This window comes from Thioalkalivibrio sp. AKL19, from assembly GCF_000420165.1.
Taxonomy (GTDB): domain Bacteria; phylum Pseudomonadota; class Gammaproteobacteria; order Ectothiorhodospirales; family Ectothiorhodospiraceae; genus Thioalkalivibrio.
Map to the genome: position 1 here is coordinate 153568 of NZ_ATUK01000015.1, position 24139 is coordinate 177706.

Consider the following 24139-nt stretch of genomic DNA (forward strand, 5'->3'; position numbering starts at 1 on the left):
CTCATGAAACACGCCGGCGGCGACAACCTGATCGTGGGACTGGGGGCAACCGGACTCTCGGTGGCCCGTTTCCTGCGTGCGCAGGGACAGTCGTTCGCGCTCACCGATACCCGCGCGGCACCCGTCGCGCTGGAGGCCGCGGAGGCGTGGCTGAAGGATGCCTGGGTCGGCCCGCTGGATGGTCTGGACGCCACGCGCTATGCCCGCATCATCGTCTCGCCCGGTGTCACACTTGAGCACCCGGTACTGCAGCGGGCGCGCGCCGCGGGTGTCCGCCTGACCGGTGACATCGACCTGTTCGCCGAACGGGCGACCGCCCCGGTGGTCGCGATCACCGGCTCCAACGGCAAGAGCACAGTGACGGCCCTGGTGGGCGAGTTGCTCGAGGCGGCTGGCTACCACGTCGCGGTGGGTGGCAACTTTGGTACCCCGGCGCTGGATCTTCTGGAGCAGGCGCCGCAGGTGTACGTGCTGGAACTGTCCAGCTTCCAGCTCGAACGCAGCGAGGCACTGGCGCCCGCGGCGGCCGCGCTCCTGAACATCTCCCCCGATCACCTGGATCGCTATGCCGATCTGGACGCCTACGTGCGCGCCAAGGCGCGCATCCTGGACCGTGCCGAACGCGGGGTGCTGAACCGCGAGGACGCATGGTTGCGCGAGATCGCCTTGCCGCGAGGGTTGCAGGTGATCTCCTTCGGGCTCGATACCCCGCCGGGCGCGGCCGATTTCGGTGTGCGTCCCTCCCGCGAGGACGGGCCGCACCTGGTGCGTGGCGACGAGGTCCTGCTCGCGGCCCAGCGCCTGCGCCTGCGGGGCCAGCACAACTGGGCCAACGCCCTGGCCGCCCTGGCCCTGGCCTGGCCCTGGCTGGAACCCGGCGAGCCGCGCGCCCGTGCGTTGGCGGCCCTGGCCGAGTTCGCCGGCCTCCCGCATCGGTCACAGTGGATCGCCGAGGTAGGCGGCGTCGACTACATCAACGACTCCAAGGGCACCAACGTGGGCGCGACCCTGGCGGCCCTGCGTGGCACACCGGGGCCGTTGGTGCTCATTGCCGGGGGTCAGGGCAAGGGACAGGACTTCGCCCCGCTGGCCGACTACGTCCCGGGAAAGGTCCGCGGGGTGGTGTTGCTGGGCGAGGACGCACCTGTGATTGCCCGTGCCCTGGCCTCGGTGGTCCCGGTGCAGCGGGTGGACGATATGGCCGCCGCGGTTGCCCAGGCCGCGGCCTGGGCGGAGCCGGGCGATACCGTCCTGTTGTCGCCGGGCTGTGCCAGCCTGGACATGTACGAGAACTATCAGGCGCGCGGCGATGATTTCGCGCGGGCGGTACGGGGGCTGGCGGCATGAGTGTGTCCAGCACCCGCCTCGGACTCCCGGATCGCGGCCTCGTCGCCGGCCTGCGCGACCACGTGGACCTGCCCCTTCTGGCCGTCGCGGCGATTCTGCTGGGCATCGGCCTGGTGATGGTCGCGTCCGCTTCCATGGGGCTGGGCGAACGCTATTTCGGCAATACCTGGCACTTCTTCCAGCGCCAGGTGATCTTTGCCGCCATTGGTCTGGCGGTCGCGACCTTCCTCTGGTCGGTGCCGCTGGCGCGCTGGGAGCGCGCGGGACCCTGGCTGCTGATCCTGGTGATGGTGCTGCTGATTGCGGTGTTGATCCCGGGCGTCGGGCGGACGGTCAACGGCGCGACGCGCTGGATCCCGCTGGGGATGTTCAACCTTCAGGTTGCCGAGCTGGTGAAGCTGCTGGTGGTGATGTACCTCGCCGGGTACATCGTGCGCCACTACTCGACCCTGCGGTTGCACTTCCTCGGGTTCATCCGGCCGTTGATCGTACTCGGGGTCGGGACCATCCTGATGCTCCTGCAGCCCGATTTCGGTGGCGCCGCGATCATGCTCGCCATCGGCATGGGCATGCTGTTCCTTGCCGGTGCGAAGCTCTGGCAGTTCGCGGCTCTGGCGGCGACCATCGGGGTCGGCATGGCGGTGGTCGCGGTCGCCGCGCCCTACCGCGTGGCGCGCCTCACCGCCTTCCTCGACCCGTGGCAGGACCCGTTCGCTACGGGCTTCCAGCTGACCCAGTCGCTGATCGCGATCGGGTCCGGTGGCTGGTTCGGCGCCGGCCTCGGCAACAGCGTCCAGAAGCTGTTTTACCTGCCCGAGGCGCACAACGATTTCCTGTTCGCCGTCTTCGCCGAGGAATTCGGCTTCGTCGGTGTCGTGGCCCTGATCGCGCTATTCGGCTTGCTCGTCTGGCGCTGCATCCGGATCGGCTTGTTCGCCGAGCGCGCCGGGCATGCCTTTGGCTCGCATCTGGCCTTCGGCGTCGCGATCTGGATGGGTCTACAGGCGTTCCTGAACCTCGCGGTGAACATGGGACTGCTGCCGACGAAGGGGCTCACCCTGCCGTTTCTCAGCTACGGGGGCAGCTCGCTGATCGTTTCCCTGGCGGCCATCGGCCTGGTGATGCGCGTGTACCGCGAGGCCCAGGTCCCGGCACCCCGGGCGGCACCGCCGGCCCGGCGCCGGCGGGGAGGTGCGGCATGACCACCCCGCGCATCCTGATCATGGCCGGCGGCACCGGCGGTCACGTGTTCCCGGGGTTGGCGGTGGCCGAGGCGCTGCGCGCCCGCGGCGCCGAGGTACGCTGGCTGGGCACGGCGCGCGGCGTGGAGGCACGCCTGGTGCCGGAATCCGGCATCGAACTGCACACGCTCCCGATTGCCGGGGTGCGCGGCAAGGGTCTGGTCGGCCTTGCGCTCGCGCCGTGGCGGCTGGGCATCTCGCTGTGGGCGGCGCTGGCCCTGATGACCCGCTTGCGCCCGGACGCTGTGATCGGTTTCGGTGGCTTCGCGGCGGGACCCGGCGGCTTGATCGCGGCGGCGCTGGGGCGTCCCCTGGCGATCCACGAGCAGAACGCGGTCGCCGGCCTGACCAATCGCTGGCTGGCGAAGGTGGCCGACCGGGTGTATTCCGGCTTCGAACACAGCTTCCCCGAGCGCGTGGCGGTCACGGTGGTTGGCAATCCGGTGCGTGACCGGATCACCGGTCTGCCCGCACCGGAGTTGCGCTTCGACGAGCGCGCCGGCCCCCTGAACATCCTGGTCCTGGGCGGCAGTCTGGGTGCGCGCTCGCTCAACCGCGTGCTTCCCGCCGGGCTGGCCATGGTGGCGCAGAAGCAGCCATTGAACATCCGCCATCAAGCGGGCGAGCGTACGCTCGACGAGGCGCGTGACGCCTACGCCGACGCCGGCCTCGAGGCCGAGATCAGTGCCTTCATCGAGGACATGGCCGCCGCCTATGCCTGGGCCGATCTGGTGATCTGCCGAGCCGGGGCCCTGACCGTGGCCGAGATCGCCGCCGCCGGTGTGCCGGCGATCTTCGTCCCCTATCCGCATGCGGTGGACGACCACCAGACTGCGAACGCCGAGGCCCTGGTCCGCTCCGGTGCCGCCTGGCGGATCGCGGATGCCGAGCTGAGTGCCGAGCGCATCCATGAGCTGGTGGGTCCGCTGGATCGCGAGGCCCTGCGCGCCCGAGCCGTGCTGGCACGTGAGGAGGCCTGCCCCGACACCGTGCAGCGGCTGGCGGATGCTTGCATGGAGATGGCGGGTGTCCGCCCGGAGGGATCGTCATGAGCGCCAAACGCCTGCCACGCCACGCCATGCGCCGCATTCGCCGTATCCACTGCGTCGGCATCGGCGGGTCCGGCATGAGCGGGATCGCCGAGGTCCTGCATCAGCTGGGCTACCTGGTCTCTGGTTCCGATCTCGGACAGTCGGCGATGGTCGAGCGCCTGAAGGGCATGGGCATCCCGGTGGTGGAGGCCCACACCGAGGCGAACGTGGCCGAGGCGGATGTCCTGGTGGTTTCCAGTGCGATCAACCCGTCCAATCCCGAGGTGCAGGAGGCCCGGCGCCGCGGCATCCCGATCGTGCGCCGCGCGGAAATGCTGGCCGAGCTGATGCGCTTTCGTTATGGCATCGCCGTGGCGGGGACCCACGGCAAGACGACCACCACCAGCCTGGTCGCCAGCGTGCTGGCGGAAGCGGGCATGGACCCGACCTTCGTGATCGGCGGGCGCCTGAACAGCACGGCCAGCCACTCGAACCTGGGCGCCGGGGATTACCTCGTGGCCGAGGCCGACGAGAGTGATGCGTCGTTCCTGCACCTGCAGCCGATGATCAGCATCGTCACCAACATCGACGCCGATCACCTGGGCACCTATGGCAACGACTTCGGCAAGCTGCGCGCGACCTTCCTGGAGTTCCTGCATCACCTGCCGTTCTACGGCATCGCCGTGCTGTGCGCGGACGACCCGCAGATACGCGACCTTTACCCCGAACTGGAACGTCCGCGCCTGACCTACGGCATCGAGCAGGCGGCCGACGTGCGCGCACTGAACGTGCGCCAGGAAGGCGTACGCATGTACTTCGACCTGGCGCTTCCCGGCCAGAAGCCGTTTGCGGTAACCCTGAACCTGCCCGGGCGCCACAACGTGCTGAATGCGCTGGCGGCGGCTGCAGTGGCCCACGAGCTGGAGGTGGCCCCGGCCGCGATCCAGGCTGCCCTGGAACGCTTCCAGGGGATCGGCCGACGTTTCCAGGTGCAGGCCTGGCAGGCGCCCAGCGGGCCGGTGACCTTGGTCGATGATTACGGCCACCACCCGCGCGAGATTGCCGCGACCCAGGCCGCCGCCCGCGACGCCTGGCCGGAGCGGCGGCGGATTACGATCTTCCAGCCACACCGCTATACCCGCACGCGCGACCTGTTCGAGGACTTTGTCGAGGCGTTGTCGGAGACCGACGTCCTGATCCTGCTGGACGTCTACGCCGCCGGCGAGGAGCCGATCCCCAGCGCCGACGGGCGCAGCCTGGCCCGTGCCATCCGCCTGCGGGGTCAGGTGGAACCGGTATTCGTCGAGCATGCCGGGGATGTGGTCGACGTCCTGCGGGGCATGCTGCGGCCCGACGACGTGGTGATTGCCCAGGGCGCGGGCGACATCGGCCGGCTGGCCGGGCTGCTCCCGCAGCAGCTGGCCGGCACCGCCGAGGGGGACACATGATGGCGGCGCGCGCAGTGGATTCGATGGCGACCCCCTTCGCCGGGCAGCCGCGCGGGCGGCTGGAGGCGCGGGTCCCGCTGGCCGGGCTGACGTCCTGGCGCGTGGGTGGCCCGGCCAACTGGCTGTTTCAGCCGGCCGATCTCGACGACCTGCTGGAGGCGCTGCGTGACCACGCGACCCACGCCCCGCAGATGCCGGTGACTTTCCTCGGCCTGGGCAGCAACGTCCTGATCCGCGATGGCGGCCTGGAAGGCCTGGTCGTGCATCTCTCCGGGGTGCTGAACGAGCGCCGGCGCCTGGATGGCGAACGCCTGCTGCTGGGCGCGGGACTGGCCTGCGCGCAGGCGGCGCGGTTCGGTGCCCGCGAGGGGCTGGTCGGAGCCGAGTTCCTGGCCGGAATCCCCGGAACGGTGGGCGGCGCGCTCGCCATGAACGCGGGGGCATGGGGCGGCGAGATCTGGCCGCTGGTCGAGTCCGTCGCCACGGTCGATTCGCAGGGCGAGCTGCACACCCGTACGCCCGCGGATTACACGATCGGCTATCGCAGCGTTCGCGGGCCCGCGAACGAATGGTTCACCGGCTGCGTGTTGCGGCTGGCCACCGGCGACCCGGAGGCCGGTACCCGGCGCATCCGCGAGTTGCTGCGCGAACGTTCGGCCAAGCAGCCGTTGGGCCTGCCGTCCTGCGGCTCGGTGTTCCGCAATCCGGAGGGCGATCACGCCGCGCGTCTGGTCGAGGCGGCCGGCCTGAAGGGGCTGCGCCATGGCGCAGCCGAGATTTCGCCCAAGCACGCGAATTTCATTACCCACGACGGAACCGCGCGCGCCGCCGATATCGAGTGGCTGCTGCGCCATGCCCAGGCCGAGGTGCAGCGCCGGTTCGGTGTGCACCTGGAGCCTGAAGTCCGGGTTCTGGGGCGGCCCGCGGGGACGAACGAGGCAAGCGAGGGAACGGCATGAGCAAGCGAAGCGCACAAGACTATGGCCGGGTCGCCGTCCTGATGGGCGGCTGGTCTGGGGAGCGCGAGGTCTCGCTGAACAGCGGCCGGGCCGTGCTGGCGGCCCTGCAGCGCCAGGGCGTGGATGCCCATCCGCTGGACCTGACCCGTGAAACGGCTCGCTGCCTCGCCCTGGAGGGCTTTGACCGGGTGTTCATCGTGCTCCACGGCGAATGCGGCGAGGACGGCACCCTGCAGGGCTGCCTGGATATGGCGGGCATGCCCTATACCGGCACCGGGGTGCTGGGCTCGGCCCTGGGCATGGACAAGCTGGCCTGCAAGCGGCTGTGGGCGGGCAGCAACCTGCCCAGTGCCCCGTACCGGTTGCTGACGCCGGGCTTCGACCCAGAGGCGGTGGCCGAGGCCCTGGGTCTGCCGCTGATCGTGAAGCCGGCGCGCGGCGGCTCCAGCCTGGGGATCACACGGGTGGATCGGGTGGCCGATCTGCCGGCCGCCTTCGAGGCCGCGCGGCTGCAGCCGGGGCAGGTGTTCGCGGAGCAGTGGATCAGCGGGCGCGAGTACACCGTCGCGATCCTCGGCAACGAGCCGCTGCCGGTGGTCGAGATCCGCACCCCCGGCGGTTTCTACGACTACCACGCGAAGTACGAGGCCGACGATACCGGCTACGTTTGCCCGCCGCCGCTGGATTCCAGCGCGCTGCTGGAGTTGCAGTCCCTGGCGATCGCCGCCTTCGCGACGCTGGAGGGCTGCGGCTGGGGTCGGGTAGACATCCTGCAGGACGAACATGGCGAGAACTTCCTGATCGAGGTGAACACGATCCCGGGCATGACCGACCACTCGCTGGTGCCCAAGGCGGCCGCGCAGGCCGGGTTCGACTTTGACGAGCTGTGCCTGCGCATCCTCGATTCCAGTTTCGAATGTGGAGGACTGCGTTGAACGCACGGCGCACAACGCGACCCGCGCGCCGGCCCCAGTCGCAGGGGCCGTCGCCCTTGCGCCGCCTGGCCGGCCCGGGGCTGCGCCTGATGGCGGGCATGGGCCTGGCCGCGTTGCTGGTGCTGGGCACGCTGGCCTGGCTGCAGTTCGACCCGGATGCGTGGCTGCCGATCGAACACATCGATGTGACCGGCAATCCGCAGCAAGCGGATGTCGCGGCAGTGCGCGAGGTTGCACGTGCCCATGCGCCGGGCTTTGTCGGGGTCGAGCTGGAGCGCCTGCGGACGGCACTGGAGGCGCAACCCTGGGTCGACGCCGTCCGCCTGCGGCGTCAGTGGCCGGACACGCTGGTAGTAGAGATTCGCGAGCCGGTCCCGGTCGCGCAGTGGGGCGAGGATCACCTGGTCGATCGCCATGGGCGCCTGTTCGGGCCGGTGGCACTGGATGACTGGGAGGGCCTGCCCGCCCTCACCGGGACCGACGGGCGTCAGGTGGTGCTCATGCATCGTTACCTGGAAGTCTCAGCACGGCTGGCCGATGCCGGGCTGGAGGTGGCCGGGCTGGAGGAGGGCGAGCGCCACGACTGGACCATCCATCTCGCGGACGGCGTGCGCGTCCTGATGGGGCGTGACGCCAGCCTGGCCCGGCTGGGCCAGCTGGTCCGAGCGGTGCCCGCGATTCGCGACTATCGCGACGCCCCGGTGGAACGGATCGACCTGCGTTATCCGCACGGGCTCGCGGTGGCCTGGGCGGATGCGGCGGATGACGGTGCGGGGAACGCCCGATGACACGAACGACAGGACGCAGAAAGATGATGGCAAAGAAGTCGGAACCCGGTCTGATCGTCGGCCTGGACGTCGGGACCTCGAAGATCGAGGCGGTGGTCGGGGAGCTGACCGAGGAAGGCGAGATCGAGATTATCGGGATCGGCTCATCGCCCTCGCGCGGGCTGAAGAAGGGCGTGGTGGTGAACATCGAGTCCACCGTGCAGTCGATCCAGCGCGCGGTGGAGGAGGCCGAGCTGATGGCCGGCTGCGAGATCCACTCGGTCTATACCGGGATCGCGGGCTCGCACATCAAGAGCTACAACTCCACGGGCGTGGTGGCGATCAAGGACGGCGAGGTGGTCGCCGGCGACGTCGACCGGGTGATCGATGCCGCGCGCGCCATCGCCATCCCGGCCGACCAGCGCATCCTCCACGTCCTGCCGCAGGAATACATCATCGACGAGCAGGAGGGCATCCGCGAGCCGATCGGGATGTCCGGGGTGCGGCTGGAGGCCAAGGTGCACCTGGTCACCGGGGCGGTCTCCGCCGCGCAGAACATCGTCAAGTGCGTGGAGCGCTGCGGGCTGCGGGTGGACGACATCATCCTCGAGCAGCTCGCCTCCAGCTACTCGGTGCTGACCGAGGACGAGAAGGACCTGGGCGTCTGCCTCGTGGATGTCGGCGGTGGCACCACGGACATCGCCGTGTTCGCCCACGGCGCGATCATGCATACCGCGGTGATCCCGATCGCCGGCGATCAGGTCACCAACGACATCGCGGTGGCGTTGCGTACCCCGACTCAGTACGCCGACGAACTCAAGATCAAGTACGCCTGCGCGCTGCGCTCGCTGGCCGACCCGGGCGAGAGCATCGAGGTGCCCGGCGTCGGCGATCGTGCCGCACGCAGGTTGTCGCGCCAGACGCTCGCCTCCGTGGTCGAGCCGCGCTACGAGGAGCTGCTGCAACTGGTGCAGGCGGAACTGCGCCGCAGCGGCACCGAAGAAATGATTGCCGCCGGGGTGGTACTCACCGGTGGCTCGTCCCGAATGGAAGGTGTGGTGGACCTCGCCGAAGAGGTCTTTCACATGCCCGTACGCCTGGGGGTGCCGCAACGCGTCACCGGGCTCCTGGATGTTGTGAAGAATCCGATCCATGCGACGGGGGTGGGGCTGTTGCTCTACGCCCGCGAGTCGCGTGCGGAGCAGGAGGCCCGGCCCGTGAGCAGCGGGTTCCAGGGTGTATGGGCGCGCATGAAGCGCTGGTTTTCCGGACAGTTCTGATGAACGGGACCCCGGAAGTTTAGGAGGCCGGACCGCTCTCCGGCCATGACGCAGGCAAACAGAAGTCTTGTACTACACACGCAACGAGAGGACGCAATCATGACGTTCGAACTGATGGACACCTATAGCCAGAACGCGACGATCAAGGTCGTCGGCGTCGGGGGCGGCGGCGGCAACGCCGTGCAGCACATGGTCAACTCGCAACTGGAGGGCGTCGACTTCATCTGTGCCAACACCGATGCCCAGGCCCTGAAGAGCCTGGATTCCAAGACGCTGCTGCAACTGGGCGGCGACATCACCAAGGGCCTGGGCGCCGGGGCGGATCCGTCGGTCGGTCGCGAGGCCGCACTGGAGGACCGTGAGCGCATCCAGGACCTGCTGCAGGGGGCCGACATGGTCTTCATCACCGCCGGCATGGGCGGTGGCACGGGTACCGGCGCCGCGCCGGTGGTGGCGCAGATCGCCAAGGAGATGAACATCCTGACGGTCGCGGTGGTCACCAAGCCGTTCCCGTTCGAGGGCAAGCGCCGCATGCAGGTTGCGATGTCGGGGATCAAGGCGCTGACCGAACAGGTCGATTCCCTGATTACCATCCCCAACGAGAAGCTGCTGACGGTTCTGGGCAAGAACACCACGCTGCTGGATGCCTTCAAGGCCGCCAACGACGTGCTGTTCGGCGCGGTGCAGGGCATCGCCGAGCTGATCACCCGTCCGGGTCTGATCAACGTTGATTTTGCCGACGTGCGCAACGTGATGCGCGAGATGGGTATGGCGATGATGGGGACCGGTTCCGGTTCCGGCGAGGATCGTGCGCGCGAGGCGGCCGAGGCCGCGATCGCCAGCCCGTTGCTGGAGGACATCGACATCTCCGGCGCGCGCGGCATCCTGGTGAACGTGACCGGCGGCCTGGATGTCGGGATCGGCGAGTTCGAGGAAGTCGGCGAGGCCGTCAAGGCCCTGGCCTCGGAGGACGCCAACGTGGTGGTCGGTACGGTGATCGATCCGGAGATGACCGACGAGCTGCGGGTGACCCTGGTCGCCACCGGCCTCGGTGCCCCGGCGACGCAATCGGAGCGTCCGCAGGTGCGTGTGGTCGATGCCCAGCCGAAGAAGGCCGTCGGTTCCGATGTCGAGGTGGACCTGGACCAGCCGACCGTCAAGCGCCGCGGTGGCGACAACCTGGCGGTCGACTACAACCAGCAGCAAGGCATTGATGTACTGGATATTCCGGCCTTCCTGCGCAAACAGGCGGACTGAGAGCCGCCCGATATGCAGGACGAGCGGAATCCTGCAATAATGCGGCAATCGTTGTGTGCATGAGGAGCCCGGGAGGGCCCGGGCTCCCCTTATGCGCTCTCCTGGAAGAGAGAGGCTCAATTCGTTGATCAGGCAAAGAACGCTCAAGAACAGCATTCGGGCGACCGGGGTAGGACTGCATACCGGAGAAAAGGTGGTGCTGACCCTGCGGCCGGCTCCGGTGAACACCGGGATTGTGTTTCATCGCTGCGATCTTGATCCGTCCGTCGAGATTCGCGCCTGTGCCGACAACGTCGGTGACACGCGGCTCTCCACCACGCTGGTCAACGGCGACGTCCGGGTCTCGACCGTGGAGCACCTGCTCTCGGCCATTGCCGGACTGGGAATCGACAACCTGCACGTCGACGTGAGCGCCGCCGAGGTGCCGATCATGGACGGCAGTGCCGGTCCCTTCGTGTTCCTGTTGCAGTCCGCCGGACTGAAGGAACAGGACGCGCCCAAGGAATTCATCCGGGTCAAGCGCAGCGTGGAAGTCCGCGAGGACGACAAGTGGGTGCGCTTCGATCCCTACGACGGGTTCAAGGTCGGTTTCTGTATCGACTTTGAACACCCGATGTTTACCGACGGAAGCCAGCGTGCCGAGCTGGACTTCTCGTCCACCTCCTTCGTCAAGGAGGTTTCGCGCGCCCGTACGTTCGGGTTCATGCGTGACATCGAGGCCCTGCGGGCGAATCAGCTGGCGCTGGGCGGCAGCCTGGACAACGCGGTCGTGCTCGATGACTACAAGATCCTCAACGAGAATGGGCTGCGCTACGACAACGAGCTGGTCAAGCACAAGATCCTCGACGTGGTCGGGGACCTGTACCTGCTCGGGCACAGCCTGATCGGCGCCTTCACCGGACACAAGTCCGGTCATGCGCTGAACAACCAGCTGATTCGCCAACTGCTGGCCGACGAGACGGCGTGGGAACGGGTCACCTTCGAGGATCCGAACGAACGCCTGCCGATCTCCTTCGGTCAGCTCGCGCCGACGCCGGCCGGCTGAGACCCGTCTCCGGGCGGGTTCAGTCCTTCCGCGGTGACGGTCTGGCGGCCCGGGCGAGCCGCTCCAGGGCGCCGGCCAGTCCCGGGTCCGGGATGCTGGCGGCCGTGTCGTGCAGGATCCGGCGGGCCTCGTCCGGAATCTCGCGGCGTTCCCGCTGCGCCGTCGGCTCGGGCGCGCGCGGGGTGCTGGTCAGGCGGATGCGCATCTGCTCGATGCCCTCGAAGCCCGCGGCGCTCAGGGTCTTGAGCAGTTCGCGCTGCTGAAAGCGCAGCTCGGTCGCCAGCCCGCGGTCCGCGCAGATCGCGACCAGGGTGTCCTCGCGCAGGGTGAGCGCCAGGCGTCCGGCCTGCAGGGCATTGCCGACCAGCCCCTCGAGGGCGCGTTCCACGCCGCGGTCGCGGCTGGAATGCGCGGACCAGTCGCGGGCGATGAAGCGGGTAATCCGCTGCGGTGTCATTCGGTGACTCGCGCAGGATGGGGCGGACACAACAAGAGGTTTCGCATGCAGTTGATCGTACTACGTCCGGACGGCCTTTGTGCACGCCTCCCCTTGTGGGCCATGGCCCTCGCGGGGTCGGCCCTGGTGCTGCTGATCGCCGCGGCGGTGGTGATGGCCTATCTGGCGGGGCAAAGCCAGCGCGAGGTCGTCCGCATCCCGGTGACCACCACGCTGGACCCGGTCGCAGTGGAAGCGGCTGAACGCGAGGCGGCGCAGGAAGGCCTGAATCACCTGGTCGAGCGCGTCGTCGCGCTGGAGCGCCAGTTGTCGCGGGTGGACCTGCGCATTCGTTCGGTGGGTGATTCCCTGGGCCTGGACGTGGCCGATCTGGCGCCGGACCCGGGCGGCCAGGGCGGCCCGCTACTGGACGGTCCGGATTCGCCGCTGGAGATGCACGATCGCCTGCTGGCGCTGGAACATCTGCTGGGGCGTCACCGCGCCGCGGTGGACACGGTCGATTCCGAACTGCGCCTGGAAGCGGCGCGCGAAGCGCTGTTTCCGCAGCAGCGTCCGGTCGAGGATGACGCCTGGATCAGTTCGGCATTCGGTTACCGCGAGGACCCGTTCACCGGGAACCGCCGGTTCCATTCCGGGATGGACTTTGCCGGGCGCCCCGGCTCGGAGATTCGCGCCGCGGGCGGAGGCCTGGTCGTGTTCGCGGGGCGCAACAGCAGCTTCGGCAACCTGGTCGAGATCGCCCATGGTGGCGGGCTGAATACCCGCTACGCCCACAACGCGGAGATCCTGGTCGAACCCGGCCAGCGCGTGGAGGCCGGGGAGGTGATCGCGACCATGGGCCGCACCGGCCGCGCGACCGACACCCACCTGCACTACGAGGTGGTCAACGCCGGCCAGGCCCTGAACCCCTACGACTTTCTCCCCGACCGGGATTGAGCCCGCGCGGGGCCGCGCCGGCGCGCGGGAGACCCCGCGGCTTCGGGTCTCGCCGGCACAGCGTTTCCCCGGCGGATCGTTTATCCTAGGCGGGTTTCAGCCAACCCTTTCGGATCCCCATGGTCAAGCAGCTCGTTCAGAAGATCTTCGGTAGTCGCAACGATCGCATCCTCAAGCGCTATACTCGCGCGGTGGAGCGCATCAATGCGCTCGCCGACTCCACCGAGGCGCTGTCGCGGGACGAACTGCGTCACAAGACCCAGGAATTCCAGCGCCGCCTGGGCGAGGGCGAGGATCTCGAGAAGCTCCTCCCGGAGGCCTTCGCCGTCTGCCGCGCGATGAGCGCTCAGGTCCTGGGGCTGCGCCACTTCGATGTACAGCTGATCGGCGGCATGGTCCTGAACGACGGCCGCATCGCCGAGATGCGCACCGGCGAGGGCAAGACCCTGGTGGCGACCCTCCCGGCCTACCTCAATGCGCTGACCGGCGACGGCGTGCACGTGGTCACGGTTAACGACTACCTGGCCCGGCGCGACGCGGCCTGGATGGGGCGCCTCTACCACGCGCTGGGCCTTTCGGTCGGCGTGGTCAACAGCTCCGGCGGCCTGGGTGTCGATTCCGCCTCCTATCTCTTCGATCCGGAGTACCAGGCCGAGGAAGGGGGCTTCGACCACCTGCGTCCGGTGACCCGCCGCGAGGCCTATGCCGCGGACATTACCTACGGGACGAACAACGAGTTCGGCTTCGACTACCTGCGCGACAACATGGCCTTCTCGGCCGATCAGCGGGTACAGCGCGCGCTCAATTTCGCGGTGGTCGACGAGGTCGACTCCATCCTGATCGACGAGGCGCGGACCCCGTTGATCATCTCCGGCCCCAGCGGCGACAGCTCGGAGCTCTATGAACGCCTGAACACCATCCCGCCACAGCTGACCCGTCAGGAAGACGAGGAGAGCGAGGGCGACTACTTCGTCGACGAGAAGGCCAAGCAGGTCTTCCTCAGCGAGGAGGGTCACGAGAAGGCCGAGGAACTGCTGCGCCAGGCGGGGCTGCTGGAGGAGCACCAGACCCTGTACGACTCCGCGAGCATCGCGGTGCTGCATCATCTGAACGCGGCCCTGCGCGCCCATGCGCTGTTCCAGCGCGATGTCGACTACCTGGTGCGCGACGACAAGGTCCAGATCATCGACGAGTTCACTGGCCGCATCATGGCCGGACGGCGCTGGTCCGAGGGGTTGCACCAGGCGATCGAGGCGAAGGAGGGCGTGCCGATCCAGCGCGAGAACCAGACGCTGGCCTCGATCACCTTCCAGAACTACTTCCGCCTGTACGACAAGCTGGCCGGGATGACCGGTACCGCAGATACCGAGGCCTACGAGTTCAAGACCATCTATGACCTGGAAGTGGTCGTGATCCCCGGCAACAAGCCGCTGGTGCGCGACGACATGCAGGACCTGGTCTTCCTGACCCAGGAAGAGAAGTACACCGCCATCATCAAGGAGATCCAGTGGTGCGTGGACCGCGGCCAGCCGGTGCTGGTCGGGACGGCCTCGGTGGAGAGCTCCGAGCGCCTGGCCGATGCCCTCAAGAAGACCGGCATCCCGTTCGAGGTCCTGAACGCCAAGCAGCACGAGCGCGAGGCCGCGATTATCGCTCAGGCCGGCCGCCCGAAGGCGGTGACCCTGGCGACCAACATGGCCGGTCGCGGCACCGATATCGTGCTCGGGGGCTCGCTGGACGCCGAGCTGGCCGAGGTGGACCCGGAGGACACCGCGCAGCAGGAAGCGATCCGGGCCGACTGGCAGCAGCGCCACGACGCGGTGATCGAATCCGGCGGCCTGCACATCATCGGCTCGGAGCGCCACGAGTCGCGGCGCATCGACAACCAGCTGCGCGGACGCTCCGGGCGCCAGGGCGACCCGGGTTCCAGCCGTTTTTTCCTGTCTCTGGAAGACAACCTGATGCGGGTGTTCGCCTCCGAGCGGGTGCGCGGCCTGATGCAGCGCCTGGGCATGAAGGAGGGCGAGGCGATCGAGAACGCCTGGGTCTCGCGCGCCATCGAGAATGCCCAGCGCAAGGTCGAGGCGCACAACTTCGATATCCGCAAGCAGCTCCTCGAATACGACGACGTCGCCAACGACCAGCGCCGGGTAATCTACGACCAGCGCGCCGAGCTGCTGACCACCGACGACATCAGCGAGACCATCGACACCCTGGTGGAAGATGTCGTCAATGCCCTGATCAGCCAGTACATCCCGCCGGGTTCGATCGAGGACGAGTGGGACGTCGAGGGCCTGCAGCAGGCCCTGATCGGGGAGTTCGGGCTCGATCTGCCGGTTCAGCAGTGGCTGGATGACGAGGACGATCTGCACGAGGAGCCGCTGCGCGAGCGCATCATCGGCCATGCCCGCGAGTTGCTGGTCGGGAAGCGCGAGCAGCTGGGTGACGAGACCATGAACCGTCTGCAGCGTGACGTGATGCTCCAGGTCCTGGACAGCCAGTGGAAGGAGCACCTGGCCGCGATGGATTACCTGCGCCAGGGCATCGGGCTGCGCGGTTACGCCCAGCGCAATCCGAAGCAGGAATACAAGAAGGAAGCCTTCGCGATGTTCCAGTCCCTGCTGGAACGCATCAAGCATGACGTCGTGAAGTTCCTCCTGCGCATGCAGCTGCGCTCGCCCGAGGAGGTCGAGGCGCTCCAGCCGAAGAAGGCCGCTCCCGCCGAGGACGACCTGCAATTCCAGCACCAGAACCCCGACAGCGCGCTGAAGGCCGGCGCCGAGGGCGAGGAGCGTCCGCGCGAGCCGGTTGCCGGGGGCGAGGCCCCGTACCGACGCGAGGAGCCCAAGCTGGGACGCAACGAGCCCTGCTGGTGCGGCTCGGGCAAGAAGTTCAAGCACTGCCACGGCAAGCTGTAGGGGGGCGGACCGCATGGCCGTAGGACTGACCGCCCCGGAGGTGCTGCACCCGGTTCCGGGGATCCGCCTGGCCGCGACCGCGGCGGGTATTCGCTACGCCGGACGGGACGACCTGGTGCTGATCGACGCCGGTCCGGATGCGACCGTCGCCGCGCTCTACACCACCAATGCCTTCCGCGCCGCACCCGTGGTGGTGGCCGCCGAGCACCAGGCCCGGGGTGCCGCACGCTGGCTGCTGATCAATGCCGGCAATGCCAATGCCGGTACGGGCGAGCCGGGGCTGGCCGCCGCGCGGGCATGCTGCGATGCCCTGGCCGGGGTTACCGGAGGCGCGCCGGACGCGGTCCTGCCGTTCTCGACCGGCGTCATCGGCGAGCCACTCCCGGTGGAGCGCGTGGTTGCCGCGCTGCCGGGGCTGCACGCCGGCCTGGCACCCAATACCTGGATGCAGGCCGGGCGCGCGATCATGACCACCGATACCGTGCTCAAGGGGACCAGCCGCCGCGTCACGCTCTCGCAGGGCGAGGTGACGCTGACCGGGGTCGCCAAGGGCTCCGGGATGATCCATCCCGACATGGCGACCATGCTGGCCTTCATCGGGACCGATCTCGCCATCGAGGCCCCGGAGCTGGAGGGCCTGCTGCGCCAGGCCAATCGCGACAGCTTCAACGCGATCACGGTGGATGGCGACACCTCCACTAACGATGCCGTGGTGGTGATGGCCAGCGGTGCCAGCGGCGCCGGGCTGGCTACCACCGCCGACCGCGAGGCCTTTGCCGCGGCGCTGGACGCCGTCTGCCTGGAGCTGGCCCACGCCATCGTCCGCGATGGCGAGGGGGCGACCAAGTTCGTGACCGTCGAGGTGGCCGGTGCCCGGACCCGCGAGGAGGCCGCGCGGATCGCCGAGACGGTGGCGCTCTCGCCCCTGGTCAAGACCGCATTGTTCGCCTCCGACCCCAACTGGGGCCGGATCCTCGCCGCCGTGGGGCGCGCCGGGGTCCCGGACCTGGTGATCGAGCGTGTCGCGATCCGCGTGAACGACGTCGAGATCGTGCGCGATGGCGGGCGTGCCCCCGACTACGCCGAGGCCGATGGCCAGCGCGCCTTCGCTGCCGAAGAGATCCTGATCCGGATCGATCTCGGCCGCGGGGATGCGCTGGCGCACAAGTACACCTGCGATTTCTCCCACGAGTACGTGCGCATCAATGCCGAGTACCGGTCCTGAGCCGGTGTCTTCCTCCCCGGTCGAGGTTTCGGTTGGGCTGATCCTCGACCCCCATGGCCGCGTGCTGGTGACGCGCCGCCAGGGTGCGCGCCACCTGGCCGGGCTCTGGGAGTTCCCCGGCGGGAAGGTGGCTGCCGGCGAGTCGCCCGCGACCGCGCTGGCGCGGGAGCTCGAGGAAGAGCTGGGGCTTGCGGTCGCGAGCGCCGACCAGTGCCTGACCATCGAGCACGCCTACGCGGAGCGCGCGGTCCGGCTGCACGTCTTCCGCGTCTACGCGTGGTCGGGCGTGCCCCGGGGCCGCGAGGGCCAGCCCATGGAATGGCGTGCTCCGGCCGAGCTGGACCCGACCGCGTTTCCGGCCGCGAATCGCGCGATGCTCCACGCCCTGCGGCTCCCCGCGTCCTATCTGATTACCCCGTCACCGGCGAACGCGGCGCAGGCCGCGCCCCTGGAACAACGCGTGGTACAGGCCCTGCGCGCGGGGCGCGCCGGGATGGTCCAGGTGCGGGCGCCCGACCTGGGCGAGGACGACTATCGCGACTTTCTCGCGGCCATCGCGGGACCGGCCCGGGATCTCGGGATTCCGGTCCTGGCGAATGCCCCCCCGGAGTGGCTTGCGGGCTTCCCGGAGGTGGGGCTGCATCTGCCGGAGCGGCGCTGGCGCGGACTGGACGAACGGCCCGCCACTGGCGGTTGGGTGGCCGCCTCGGTCCACGACCGCAGCGGCCTCCACCGTGCGGCGGCGCTGGGGCTGGATTTCGCGGTGCTTGGGCCCGTGTGCCCGACCGCGACGCATCCCGGGGCCGAGGCGCTGGGCTGGGAGCGGTTCGCGGCGTGGGTGCGGGGTGCCGCGATCCCGGTCTATGCGCTGGGCGGTATGAGCCCGGACACCCTGGCACCGGCGCGCGCCGCGGGTGCCCAGGGCATCGCGGCTATCCGCGGGCTGCTGGATTGATCTCGCCGGGTCGGGCGGCGTTTCAGATCGCGCAGCAGCAGAGCTGGAAGGGGACGTCACGGCTGGCCGGCACCGGGCGCTCGCGGAAGTCGCCGGGCGCGAAGAAGCGCACGGTAAAGCGTTGCCGGCCGCCGCTGATCTCCGGATAGACACCCAGTGCGGGGTCCACCGTCACGCGGATGAGTTGCCACGCGTGGGCGGTATCGAGGTTGCGCTCGAAGTAGCCTTCCTCGGCCGTGACCGGCTCGGAACGGCCGGAGCGGCGCATGTAGCGGAGCACCTGGGCAGTCGCCTCGGCCACGGTGTTCAGCGGCTCGAACCATTCGAGCAGGAGTTCGCTGCGCGCCTGCGTGGGCTGTGCCAGCCAGTAGTGGTAGATCGGCAGGTCGAAGTCGAACGCCCCGCCCGGGAGGGCCATGCGCTGGCGAACGCTGGAGAAGAACTCGCTGCCGCGTACGCGGTGATCGAGCGCGCCGGCCTGTTCCTCCAGGGCGTCATGCAGCCGCTTCTGGGCGTCCATGGTTTCGCGAAAGCGGTCGGCGTCGACGCCGGGCTGGTTGGCCAGGCGGTTCAGGTTGGCGGTCTGGCGTTCGATCTCGCCCATCAGTTCGCGTTTGATGTCCACGCGCGTGACCAGGGCGTAGATATCCACCAGTGACACCAGGGCCTCGTGATGGTCGAAGGGGCGTCCGCTTTCCAGAGCATCCGCAAAGCGCGCGTTCAGGGCCTCCAGGCGCAACAGGAGGCGCACGCGTTCATGCAGAGGTTGTTCGAAGGTCAGGGTTTGACTCACGGCGTGCCCGTTCGGCAGGAGGGCCCAAGTAACGCCTTGGGATGAATGGCCCGGCAATCCCGGGAGTATCAGGTATCTCGGGGACGGATTTCTACCCGCGAGGCGGCACGGGCGGCCCACTGCCGCAGGGCGGTGTCGCGTTCTGCTACCTGGTTCGCCAGTTCGGCATCGGTGGTCTGTTCGGTGTTGCGGATCTCGCTGTCCGCCCGCAGCCGCCGTTCCTCGGGATTCATCTGGGCCTCGAGGATGGCCTCTACCTCGGCGTTGCTGCGGCCGTCCCGCTGGGTGACCCGGGCAAGTTGCTCACCGGGTTCGCAGTGGACCACGATCACGTGGTCAAAGCGCGCCTCCCAGCCCGCCTCGAAAAGCAGCGGCACCACGATCAGGGCATAGGGCACATCCGCGGGCAGGGCGGCGAGACGCTCCTCGATCGCCTGCTCCACCGCCGGGTGGACCAGTGCCTCGAGGGCCTCGCGTTCCGTCGGGTCGGCAAAGATCCGGCTGCGCAGGGCCCCGCGGTCCAGATGGCCGCGCGCGTCGAGGACGCCGGGACCGAAGCGGTCCACGATGGCGGCGTAGAGATCGTGGCCCGGCGCCTGGAGTTCGCGGTTGACGGTGTCGGCGTCGAACACCGGGACCCCGTGGCTGGCGAACAGACCCGCGACGCGGCTCTTGCCGCAGCCAATGCCCCCGGTAAGTCCGACGCGCAGCATGGGGTTGCCTACAGCCCCTGAGGGAAGTAAAGGGTCAGCAGGTCGTCGCCCCAGATCAGCGCGAGCCAGCCGGCGGCGGCAAGGTAGGGCCCGAACGGGATCGGGATGTTGCGATCGCGGCCGCGCAGCAGGATCAGGGCGATGCCGACGATCGCGCCAACCAGCGAGGCCAGCAGCAGGATCACCGGCAGGGCCTGCCAACCGAGCCAGGCGCCCAGGGCGGCCAGCAGCTTGAAGTCGCCGAAGCCCATGCCTTCCTTGCCGGTCAGCAGGCGGAAGCCGTGGAAGATCAGCCACAGCACGAGGTAGCCGGCCGCGGCGCCGATGACGGCGGATTGCAAGTCGGTGAAGGTCCCGGGGATGTTGACCAGAAGCCCCAGCCACAGCAGCGGCAGGGTCAGCTGGTCGGGGAGCAGGGTGGTGCGGGCATCGATTCCGGCGGCCGCGATCAGCACGCCGGTGAACACCAGGGCCAGCAGGCCCGCGGCGTTCGGTCCCAGATGCCAGATGGTGACGACGAACAGCAGCGCCGTGAGGGCCTCGACCGCCGGGTACTGCCAGCTGATGCGGGTCCCGCAGCCGGGACAGCGCCCGCGCAGGAACAGGAAGCTGAGGATGGGCACGTTTTCCAGTGCCTCGATCGGACGCTGGCACTGCGGGCAGCGCGAGCGCGGGCGGACCAGGTCGAAGTGCTCGCGCTCGCCAGCGGGCTCGGTCTCGAGGATTGCGTGTGCCTCGCGTTCCCAGTCGCGCTCCAGCATCACCGGCAGGCGCATGATGACGACATTGAGGAAGCTGCCGATCAGCAGCCCGAGCACCCCGGCAATCGGGAGTGCCCAGCTGCCCAGTTGCGCGCCGGTTTCGGCCAGCATCTCCTAGATCACCTGGCCCATCTGGAAGATGGGCAGGTACATCGCGATGACCAGACCGCCGACCAGCACGCCCAGGACCACCATGATCAGCGGCTCGAGCAGGCTGGACAGGCTGTCCACGGCGTTGTCGACCTCGGCCTCGTAGAAGTCCGCAACCTTGGCGAGCATGGAGTCCAGCGAGCCGGACTCCTCGCCGATCGCGACCATCTGCACCACCATGTTGGGGAACACGCCGGTGTTGCGCATCGACCATTGCAGCTGGCCGCCCGCCTCGGTCTCGTCGCGCATGCGCAGGGTGGCCTCGCGGTAGACCGCGTTGCCGGTGGCGCCGGAGACCGAGCCCAGGGCATCCACCAGCGGGACGCCGGCGGAAAACATGGTCGACAGCGTGCGGGCAAACCGCGCGATCGACGCCTTGCGCAGGATCGGTCCGAAGGCCGGTGCCTTGAGGATGATGATGTCGAGGAAGCGGGCGAAGCGCGGCGACCGCCGCTTGGCCTGGACGAAGACGAAGCCGATCGCCACCAGGACGCCGAGGATGGCCCACCACCAGCTCTGGGTGAACTCCGAGAGATCCACCACCATGCGGGTAAACACCGGCAGGTCGGCGCCGAAGCCCTGGAACAGGGCCTCGAACTGCGGGACCACGTAGATCAGCAGGATCGCGGTCACCACGATCGCGACCACGACCACCGCGGCCGGATAGAACAGGGCCTTCTTGATCTTGGCCTTCAGGGCCTCGGTCTTTTCCTTGTAGGTGGCGATCTTGTCCAGCAGGGTCTCGAGCGTCCCCGCCTGTTCGCCGGCCTCGACCAGGTTGATGACCAGGTCGTCGAAGTGCCGCGGGTGCTTGGACAGGGCCTTGGCGAAGGTCTCGCCGCCCTCGACGTCGGCCTTCAGCTTCAGCACCAGGTCGCGCATCGCGGGCTTTTCGTTCCCGCGGCCGACGATCTCGAAGGCCTGCACCAGCGGCACGCCGGACTGAAGCATCGTGGTCATTTGCCGCAGGAAGTAGGCGATGTCCGCCGGCACGATCTTCTTGTTGCCGCCGGAGAAGAGCGACTTCGGCTTCTTGCGGATCTTGACGACGTTGATGCCGTTCTTGCGCAGCTCGGCGCGCGCGGTGGCCTCGTTGTCGGCCGGGGTCTCGCCCTTGACCCGGTCGCCGTTCTTGTTCAGTCCTTCCCAGGTGTAGATCGTCCCGGAGTCGGCCATCCCCCTGTCCCCCTGTAGCTGGTGACCCGTGCCCCTTGCGGCACTAGTCCTTGGTCACGCGATTGACTTCCTCGAGGCTGGTCAGCCCCCCCATTACCTTCACCAGGCCGGCGCGTCGCAGGTCCTCGATCCCTTCCTTTTCCGCCTGTTCCGCGAGCTGCATGGAGTTGTAGCCCTCCAGGATGCCGCGCTGCATCTCCTCGCTGATCGGCATCACCTGGTAGATCCCCAGGCGGCCCTTGTAGCCGTTGGTGCACTGGTCGCAGCCCACCGCGCGGTAGGCGTTCACCCCGGCCTGGATGTCGGCGTCGGTGAAGCCTTCCTTGCGCAGCACTTCTTCCGGGAGCTTTTCCGGTTCCTTGCAGTTCGGGCACAGCCGGCGCGCCAGGCGCTGCGCGATGATCAGCAGGATCGACGAGGCGATGTTGTACGGCGGCACGCCCATGTTCGCCAGGCGCGTCAGCGTCTGCGGCGCGTCGTTGGTATGCAGGGTCGACAGCACCAGGTGGCCGGTTTGGGCCGCCTTGATGGCGATCTCGGCGGTCTCCAGGTCACGGATTTCCCCGACCATGATCACGTCCGGGTCCTGGCGCAGGAAGGCGCGCAGGGCGCTGGCGAAGGTCAGGCCGACCTTGGGGTTGATGTTGACCTGGTTGACCCCCTGCATGTTGATTTCGGACGGGTCTTCGGCGGTCGAAATGTTGCGGTCGGCGGTGTTGAGGATGCCGAGCCCGGTGTAGAGGGAGACCGTCTTGCCGGACCCGGTCGGGCCGGTGACCAGGATCATGCCGTAGGGGCGGCTGAGCGCCCGCAGGTAGGCCTCTTTCTGGTGCTCCTCGTAACCCAGCTGGTCGATCCCCATGGAGGCGCTGCTGGGGTCTAGGATACGCATTACGATCTTCTCGCCGTACAGCGTCGGCAGCGACGAGACACGGAAGTCGATCGCCCGCGTACGCGACAGCTTCAGCTTGATGCGCCCGTCCTGCGGTACACGGCGCTCGGCGATGTCCATGCGCGACATCACCTTGACGCGTGCGGTGATGCGCGGCGCCAGCGAGTTTGGCGGGTGGGCGACCTCGTGCAGCACGCCGTCGATCCGAAAGCGCACGCGGAAGTCCTTCTCGAAGGGTTCGAGGTGGATGTCCGATGCCTTGCGATTGATCGCGTCCATCAGCAGCTTGTTGACGAAGCGCACCACCGGCGCATCGTCGGCACCCTCGGCGGTGTCCGAGGCATCCTTGTCCTCGTCGCTGCCCGACTCGATGGCCAGGCTGTCCAGCCCGTCATCCCCGAGGTCGTCCATCAGCGAGGAGGCGGCGCTCAGCGCACTGTCGATCAGCCGGTCGAGCTTGTGGGGCTCGACCAGGACGGCCTCCACCGGCATCCCGGTGGCGAACTTGAATTCGTCGGTGGCACCGAGGTTGGTGGGGTCGGAGACGGCGATGTAGAGCCGGTTGCCCCGGGCCATCAGCGGCAGGGCGTGGTGTTTCTGGATCAGCTTTTCGTTGAGGTGATCCTTGGGCAGCAGCTCGGGCTCGAAGCTGCCAAGATCGAAGACCGGCAGCCCGAACTCCTCGGCGGCTGCCTCCACCAGGCGTGCTTCGGCGACCTGGCCCTTGGTCGCCAGCAGCGTCATCAGGGGGGTCTGCTGCGACTGCGCCTCCTCGACCAACTGGGACGCAATGTCCTCCGCGATCAGCCCGGCCTCGACCAGGCGCTTCGCCAGCCCGGGTAGCCGCGGTGCCGTAGTGGTGTTCGCCATGGGCCTCTGCGTGTACAAACCAGTGATGGGCCACACTCTACGTGCGTCCGCGGCGGAAGGGAAACGCGCTGACGGACACCGAGCGCGCCCTGCTTAGGCCCCGATCATAGGAAGCAACCCTGCGAAAGACAAGGCTGTTGCGGTTCCGGCAACCGTGGTGTGGCGGAGTGCTTGACGCTGCGCTTCGCGCTGGTTCAGAATACGCGGCTTGATCGAGGAGGGATACCCAAGCGGTCAACGGGGGCAGACTGTAAATCTGCTGGCTCAGCCTTCGGAGGTTCGAATCCTCCTCCCTCCACCATCGGGTTTTCAAACCAGCGGCCTCTAGTGGGCGGTGGTTCGACAAGCCAGGGTTCTGCGGGTGTAGTTCAATGGTAGAACCTCAGCCTTCCAAGCTGATGATGTGGGTTCGATTCCCATCACCCGCTCCAGTACTGGTCTGGTCGATACCAGGTCGGGCGAGGCCCTGGCAGTAGTTTGGCTCATGTAGCTCAGTCGGTAGAGCACTTCCTTGGTAAGGAAGAGGTCACCGGTTCGAATCCGGTCATGAGCTCCATAATTAACGTCAGCGTACAACCTGCGTCGCTGTTGAGTTTTAGCGTCACGATCCGGGGAAGCGAGAGATGTCCAAGGAAAAGTTCGAGCGTAAGAAGCCGCATGTGAATGTGGGGACGATTGGTCATGTGGACCATGGGAAAACGACGCTGACGGCGGCGATGACGGCGGTGCTGGGTAAGAAGTACGGTAGTGAAGCCCGTGCCTTTGACCAGATCGACAACGCGCCGGAAGAGAAGGCCCGCGGTATTACGATTGCGACCGCGCACGTCGAGTACGAATCCGACACGCGTCACTATGCGCACGTCGACTGCCCCGGGCACGCGGACTATGTGAAGAACATGATCACGGGTGCGGCGCAGATGGACGGAGCGATCCTGGTGGTGTCGGCGGCCGATGGCCCGATGCCGCAGACCCGCGAGCACATC

The 24139-nt window shown here is 68.2% G+C and carries 21 protein-coding genes and 3 tRNA genes; 18 read left to right on the forward strand and 6 right to left on the reverse strand.

What is annotated here, in order from left to right; translation table 11 throughout:
* Positions 1 to 3: 3 nt before the first annotated feature.
* The 10 genes from murD (at position 4) to lpxC (ending at position 11310) form a co-directional block, all read left to right on the forward strand.
* Positions 4 to 1347, forward strand: a complete 1344-nt coding sequence (gene murD / locus F817_RS0111905; protein ID WP_024327866.1) for a UDP-N-acetylmuramoyl-L-alanine--D-glutamate ligase — start codon at positions 4 to 6, stop codon at positions 1345 to 1347.
* Positions 1344 to 2549: a putative lipid II flippase FtsW gene (gene ftsW / locus F817_RS0111910; protein ID WP_024327867.1), complete on the forward strand. Its 1206-nt coding sequence runs from the start codon at positions 1344 to 1346 to the stop codon at positions 2547 to 2549. The genes murD and ftsW overlap by 4 nt, the downstream gene beginning before the upstream one ends.
* A complete protein-coding gene (gene murG / locus F817_RS0111915) occupies positions 2546 to 3640 on the forward strand; it encodes an undecaprenyldiphospho-muramoylpentapeptide beta-N-acetylglucosaminyltransferase (protein WP_024327868.1) in 1095 nt (364 codons plus the stop codon). The genes ftsW and murG overlap by 4 nt, the downstream gene beginning before the upstream one ends.
* Complete coding sequence (gene murC / locus F817_RS0111920; protein WP_024327869.1) at positions 3637 to 5067, forward strand: UDP-N-acetylmuramate--L-alanine ligase; 1431 nt, start codon at positions 3637 to 3639, stop codon at positions 5065 to 5067. Before murG ends, murC begins: the two co-directional genes overlap by 4 nt.
* Positions 5064 to 6026, forward strand: coding sequence for a UDP-N-acetylmuramate dehydrogenase (gene murB / locus F817_RS0111925; RefSeq protein WP_024327870.1), 963 nt, complete (start codon positions 5064 to 5066; stop codon positions 6024 to 6026). Before murC ends, murB begins: the two co-directional genes overlap by 4 nt.
* A complete protein-coding gene (locus tag F817_RS0111930) occupies positions 6023 to 6961 on the forward strand; it encodes a D-alanine--D-alanine ligase (protein WP_024327871.1) in 939 nt (312 codons plus the stop codon). Before murB ends, F817_RS0111930 begins: the two co-directional genes overlap by 4 nt.
* Before the next feature lie 65 nt (positions 6962 to 7026).
* Entirely contained in the window at positions 7027 to 7749 is a 723-nt protein-coding gene (locus F817_RS0111935) for a cell division protein FtsQ/DivIB (RefSeq protein ID WP_024327872.1), read from the forward strand.
* A 23-nt stretch (positions 7750 to 7772) separates the two neighbouring features.
* A complete protein-coding gene (ftsA, locus tag F817_RS0111940; protein WP_024327873.1) occupies positions 7773 to 9008 on the forward strand; it encodes a cell division protein FtsA in 1236 nt (411 codons plus the stop codon).
* Between the two features lie 99 nt (positions 9009 to 9107).
* Complete coding sequence (ftsZ, locus tag F817_RS0111945; RefSeq protein WP_024327874.1) at positions 9108 to 10265, forward strand: cell division protein FtsZ; 1158 nt, start codon at positions 9108 to 9110, stop codon at positions 10263 to 10265.
* A 124-nt stretch (positions 10266 to 10389) separates the two neighbouring features.
* Positions 10390 to 11310, forward strand: coding sequence for a UDP-3-O-acyl-N-acetylglucosamine deacetylase (gene lpxC / locus F817_RS0111950; protein WP_231369414.1), 921 nt, complete (start codon positions 10390 to 10392; stop codon positions 11308 to 11310).
* Between the two features lie 19 nt (positions 11311 to 11329).
* On the opposite strand, the gene F817_RS0111955 is transcribed toward lpxC, so the two are convergent.
* Positions 11330 to 11767, reverse strand: coding sequence for a DciA family protein (locus tag F817_RS0111955; RefSeq protein WP_024327876.1), 438 nt, complete (start codon positions 11765 to 11767; stop codon positions 11330 to 11332).
* 45 nt (positions 11768 to 11812) lie between these two features.
* Between F817_RS0111955 and F817_RS0111960 the strand changes: the two genes are divergently transcribed.
* The 4 genes from F817_RS0111960 to F817_RS0111975 all read left to right on the forward strand — a co-directional run bounded on the left by F817_RS0111960 (position 11813) and on the right by F817_RS0111975 (position 17801).
* Entirely contained in the window at positions 11813 to 12703 is an 891-nt protein-coding gene (locus F817_RS0111960) for a M23 family metallopeptidase (RefSeq protein ID WP_024327877.1), read from the forward strand.
* A 119-nt stretch (positions 12704 to 12822) separates the two neighbouring features.
* Entirely contained in the window at positions 12823 to 15621 is a 2799-nt protein-coding gene (secA, locus tag F817_RS0111965) for a preprotein translocase subunit SecA (protein WP_024327878.1), read from the forward strand.
* Between the two features lie 13 nt (positions 15622 to 15634).
* Positions 15635 to 16846, forward strand: a complete 1212-nt coding sequence (argJ, locus tag F817_RS0111970; protein ID WP_024327879.1) for a bifunctional glutamate N-acetyltransferase/amino-acid acetyltransferase ArgJ — start codon at positions 15635 to 15637, stop codon at positions 16844 to 16846.
* Positions 16827 to 17801 carry a Nudix family hydrolase gene (locus F817_RS0111975; RefSeq protein WP_024327880.1) on the forward strand — a complete coding sequence of 325 codons (975 nt, stop codon included), beginning with the start codon at positions 16827 to 16829 and terminating at the stop codon, positions 17799 to 17801. The genes argJ and F817_RS0111975 overlap by 20 nt, the downstream gene beginning before the upstream one ends.
* A gap of 22 nt (positions 17802 to 17823) precedes the next feature.
* Here F817_RS0111975 and zapD read toward each other — a convergent pair whose 3' ends face one another.
* The 5 genes from zapD to pilB form a co-directional block, all read right to left on the reverse strand.
* On the reverse strand, positions 17824 to 18594 hold the full coding sequence (gene zapD / locus F817_RS0111980) for a cell division protein ZapD (RefSeq protein WP_024327881.1): 771 nt from the start codon (positions 18592 to 18594) through the stop codon (positions 17824 to 17826).
* Between the two features lie 68 nt (positions 18595 to 18662).
* Positions 18663 to 19307 (reverse strand): dephospho-CoA kinase, encoded by a 645-nt coding sequence (gene coaE, locus F817_RS0111985; RefSeq protein WP_024327882.1) that lies wholly within the window; start codon positions 19305 to 19307, stop codon positions 18663 to 18665.
* A gap of 8 nt (positions 19308 to 19315) precedes the next feature.
* Complete coding sequence (locus F817_RS0111990) at positions 19316 to 20179, reverse strand: A24 family peptidase (protein WP_024327883.1); 864 nt, start codon at positions 20177 to 20179, stop codon at positions 19316 to 19318.
* Positions 20180 to 20182: 3 nt separating this feature from the next.
* The gene (locus F817_RS0111995) at positions 20183 to 21394 is read right to left on the reverse strand and encodes a type II secretion system F family protein (RefSeq protein ID WP_024327884.1); all 1212 of its coding nucleotides are present in this window, start codon (positions 21392 to 21394) and stop codon (positions 20183 to 20185) included.
* 43 nt (positions 21395 to 21437) lie between these two features.
* Complete coding sequence (pilB, locus tag F817_RS0112000) at positions 21438 to 23156, reverse strand: type IV-A pilus assembly ATPase PilB (RefSeq protein WP_024327885.1); 1719 nt, start codon at positions 23154 to 23156, stop codon at positions 21438 to 21440.
* A gap of 216 nt (positions 23157 to 23372) precedes the next feature.
* On the opposite strand from pilB, the gene F817_RS0112005 reads away from it, so the two are divergent.
* The 4 genes from F817_RS0112005 to F817_RS13810 all read left to right on the forward strand — a co-directional run.
* Positions 23373 to 23457 (forward strand) — tRNA-Tyr (locus F817_RS0112005).
* Positions 23458 to 23513: 56 nt separating this feature from the next.
* Positions 23514 to 23587: transfer RNA gene (locus F817_RS0112010), tRNA-Gly, on the forward strand.
* Between the two features lie 49 nt (positions 23588 to 23636).
* Positions 23637 to 23712: transfer RNA gene (locus F817_RS0112015), tRNA-Thr, on the forward strand.
* Positions 23713 to 23779: 67 nt separating this feature from the next.
* The coding region (locus tag F817_RS13810) for a GTP-binding protein (protein WP_024326057.1) at positions 23780 to 24139 on the forward strand (360 nt) is incomplete at its 3' end.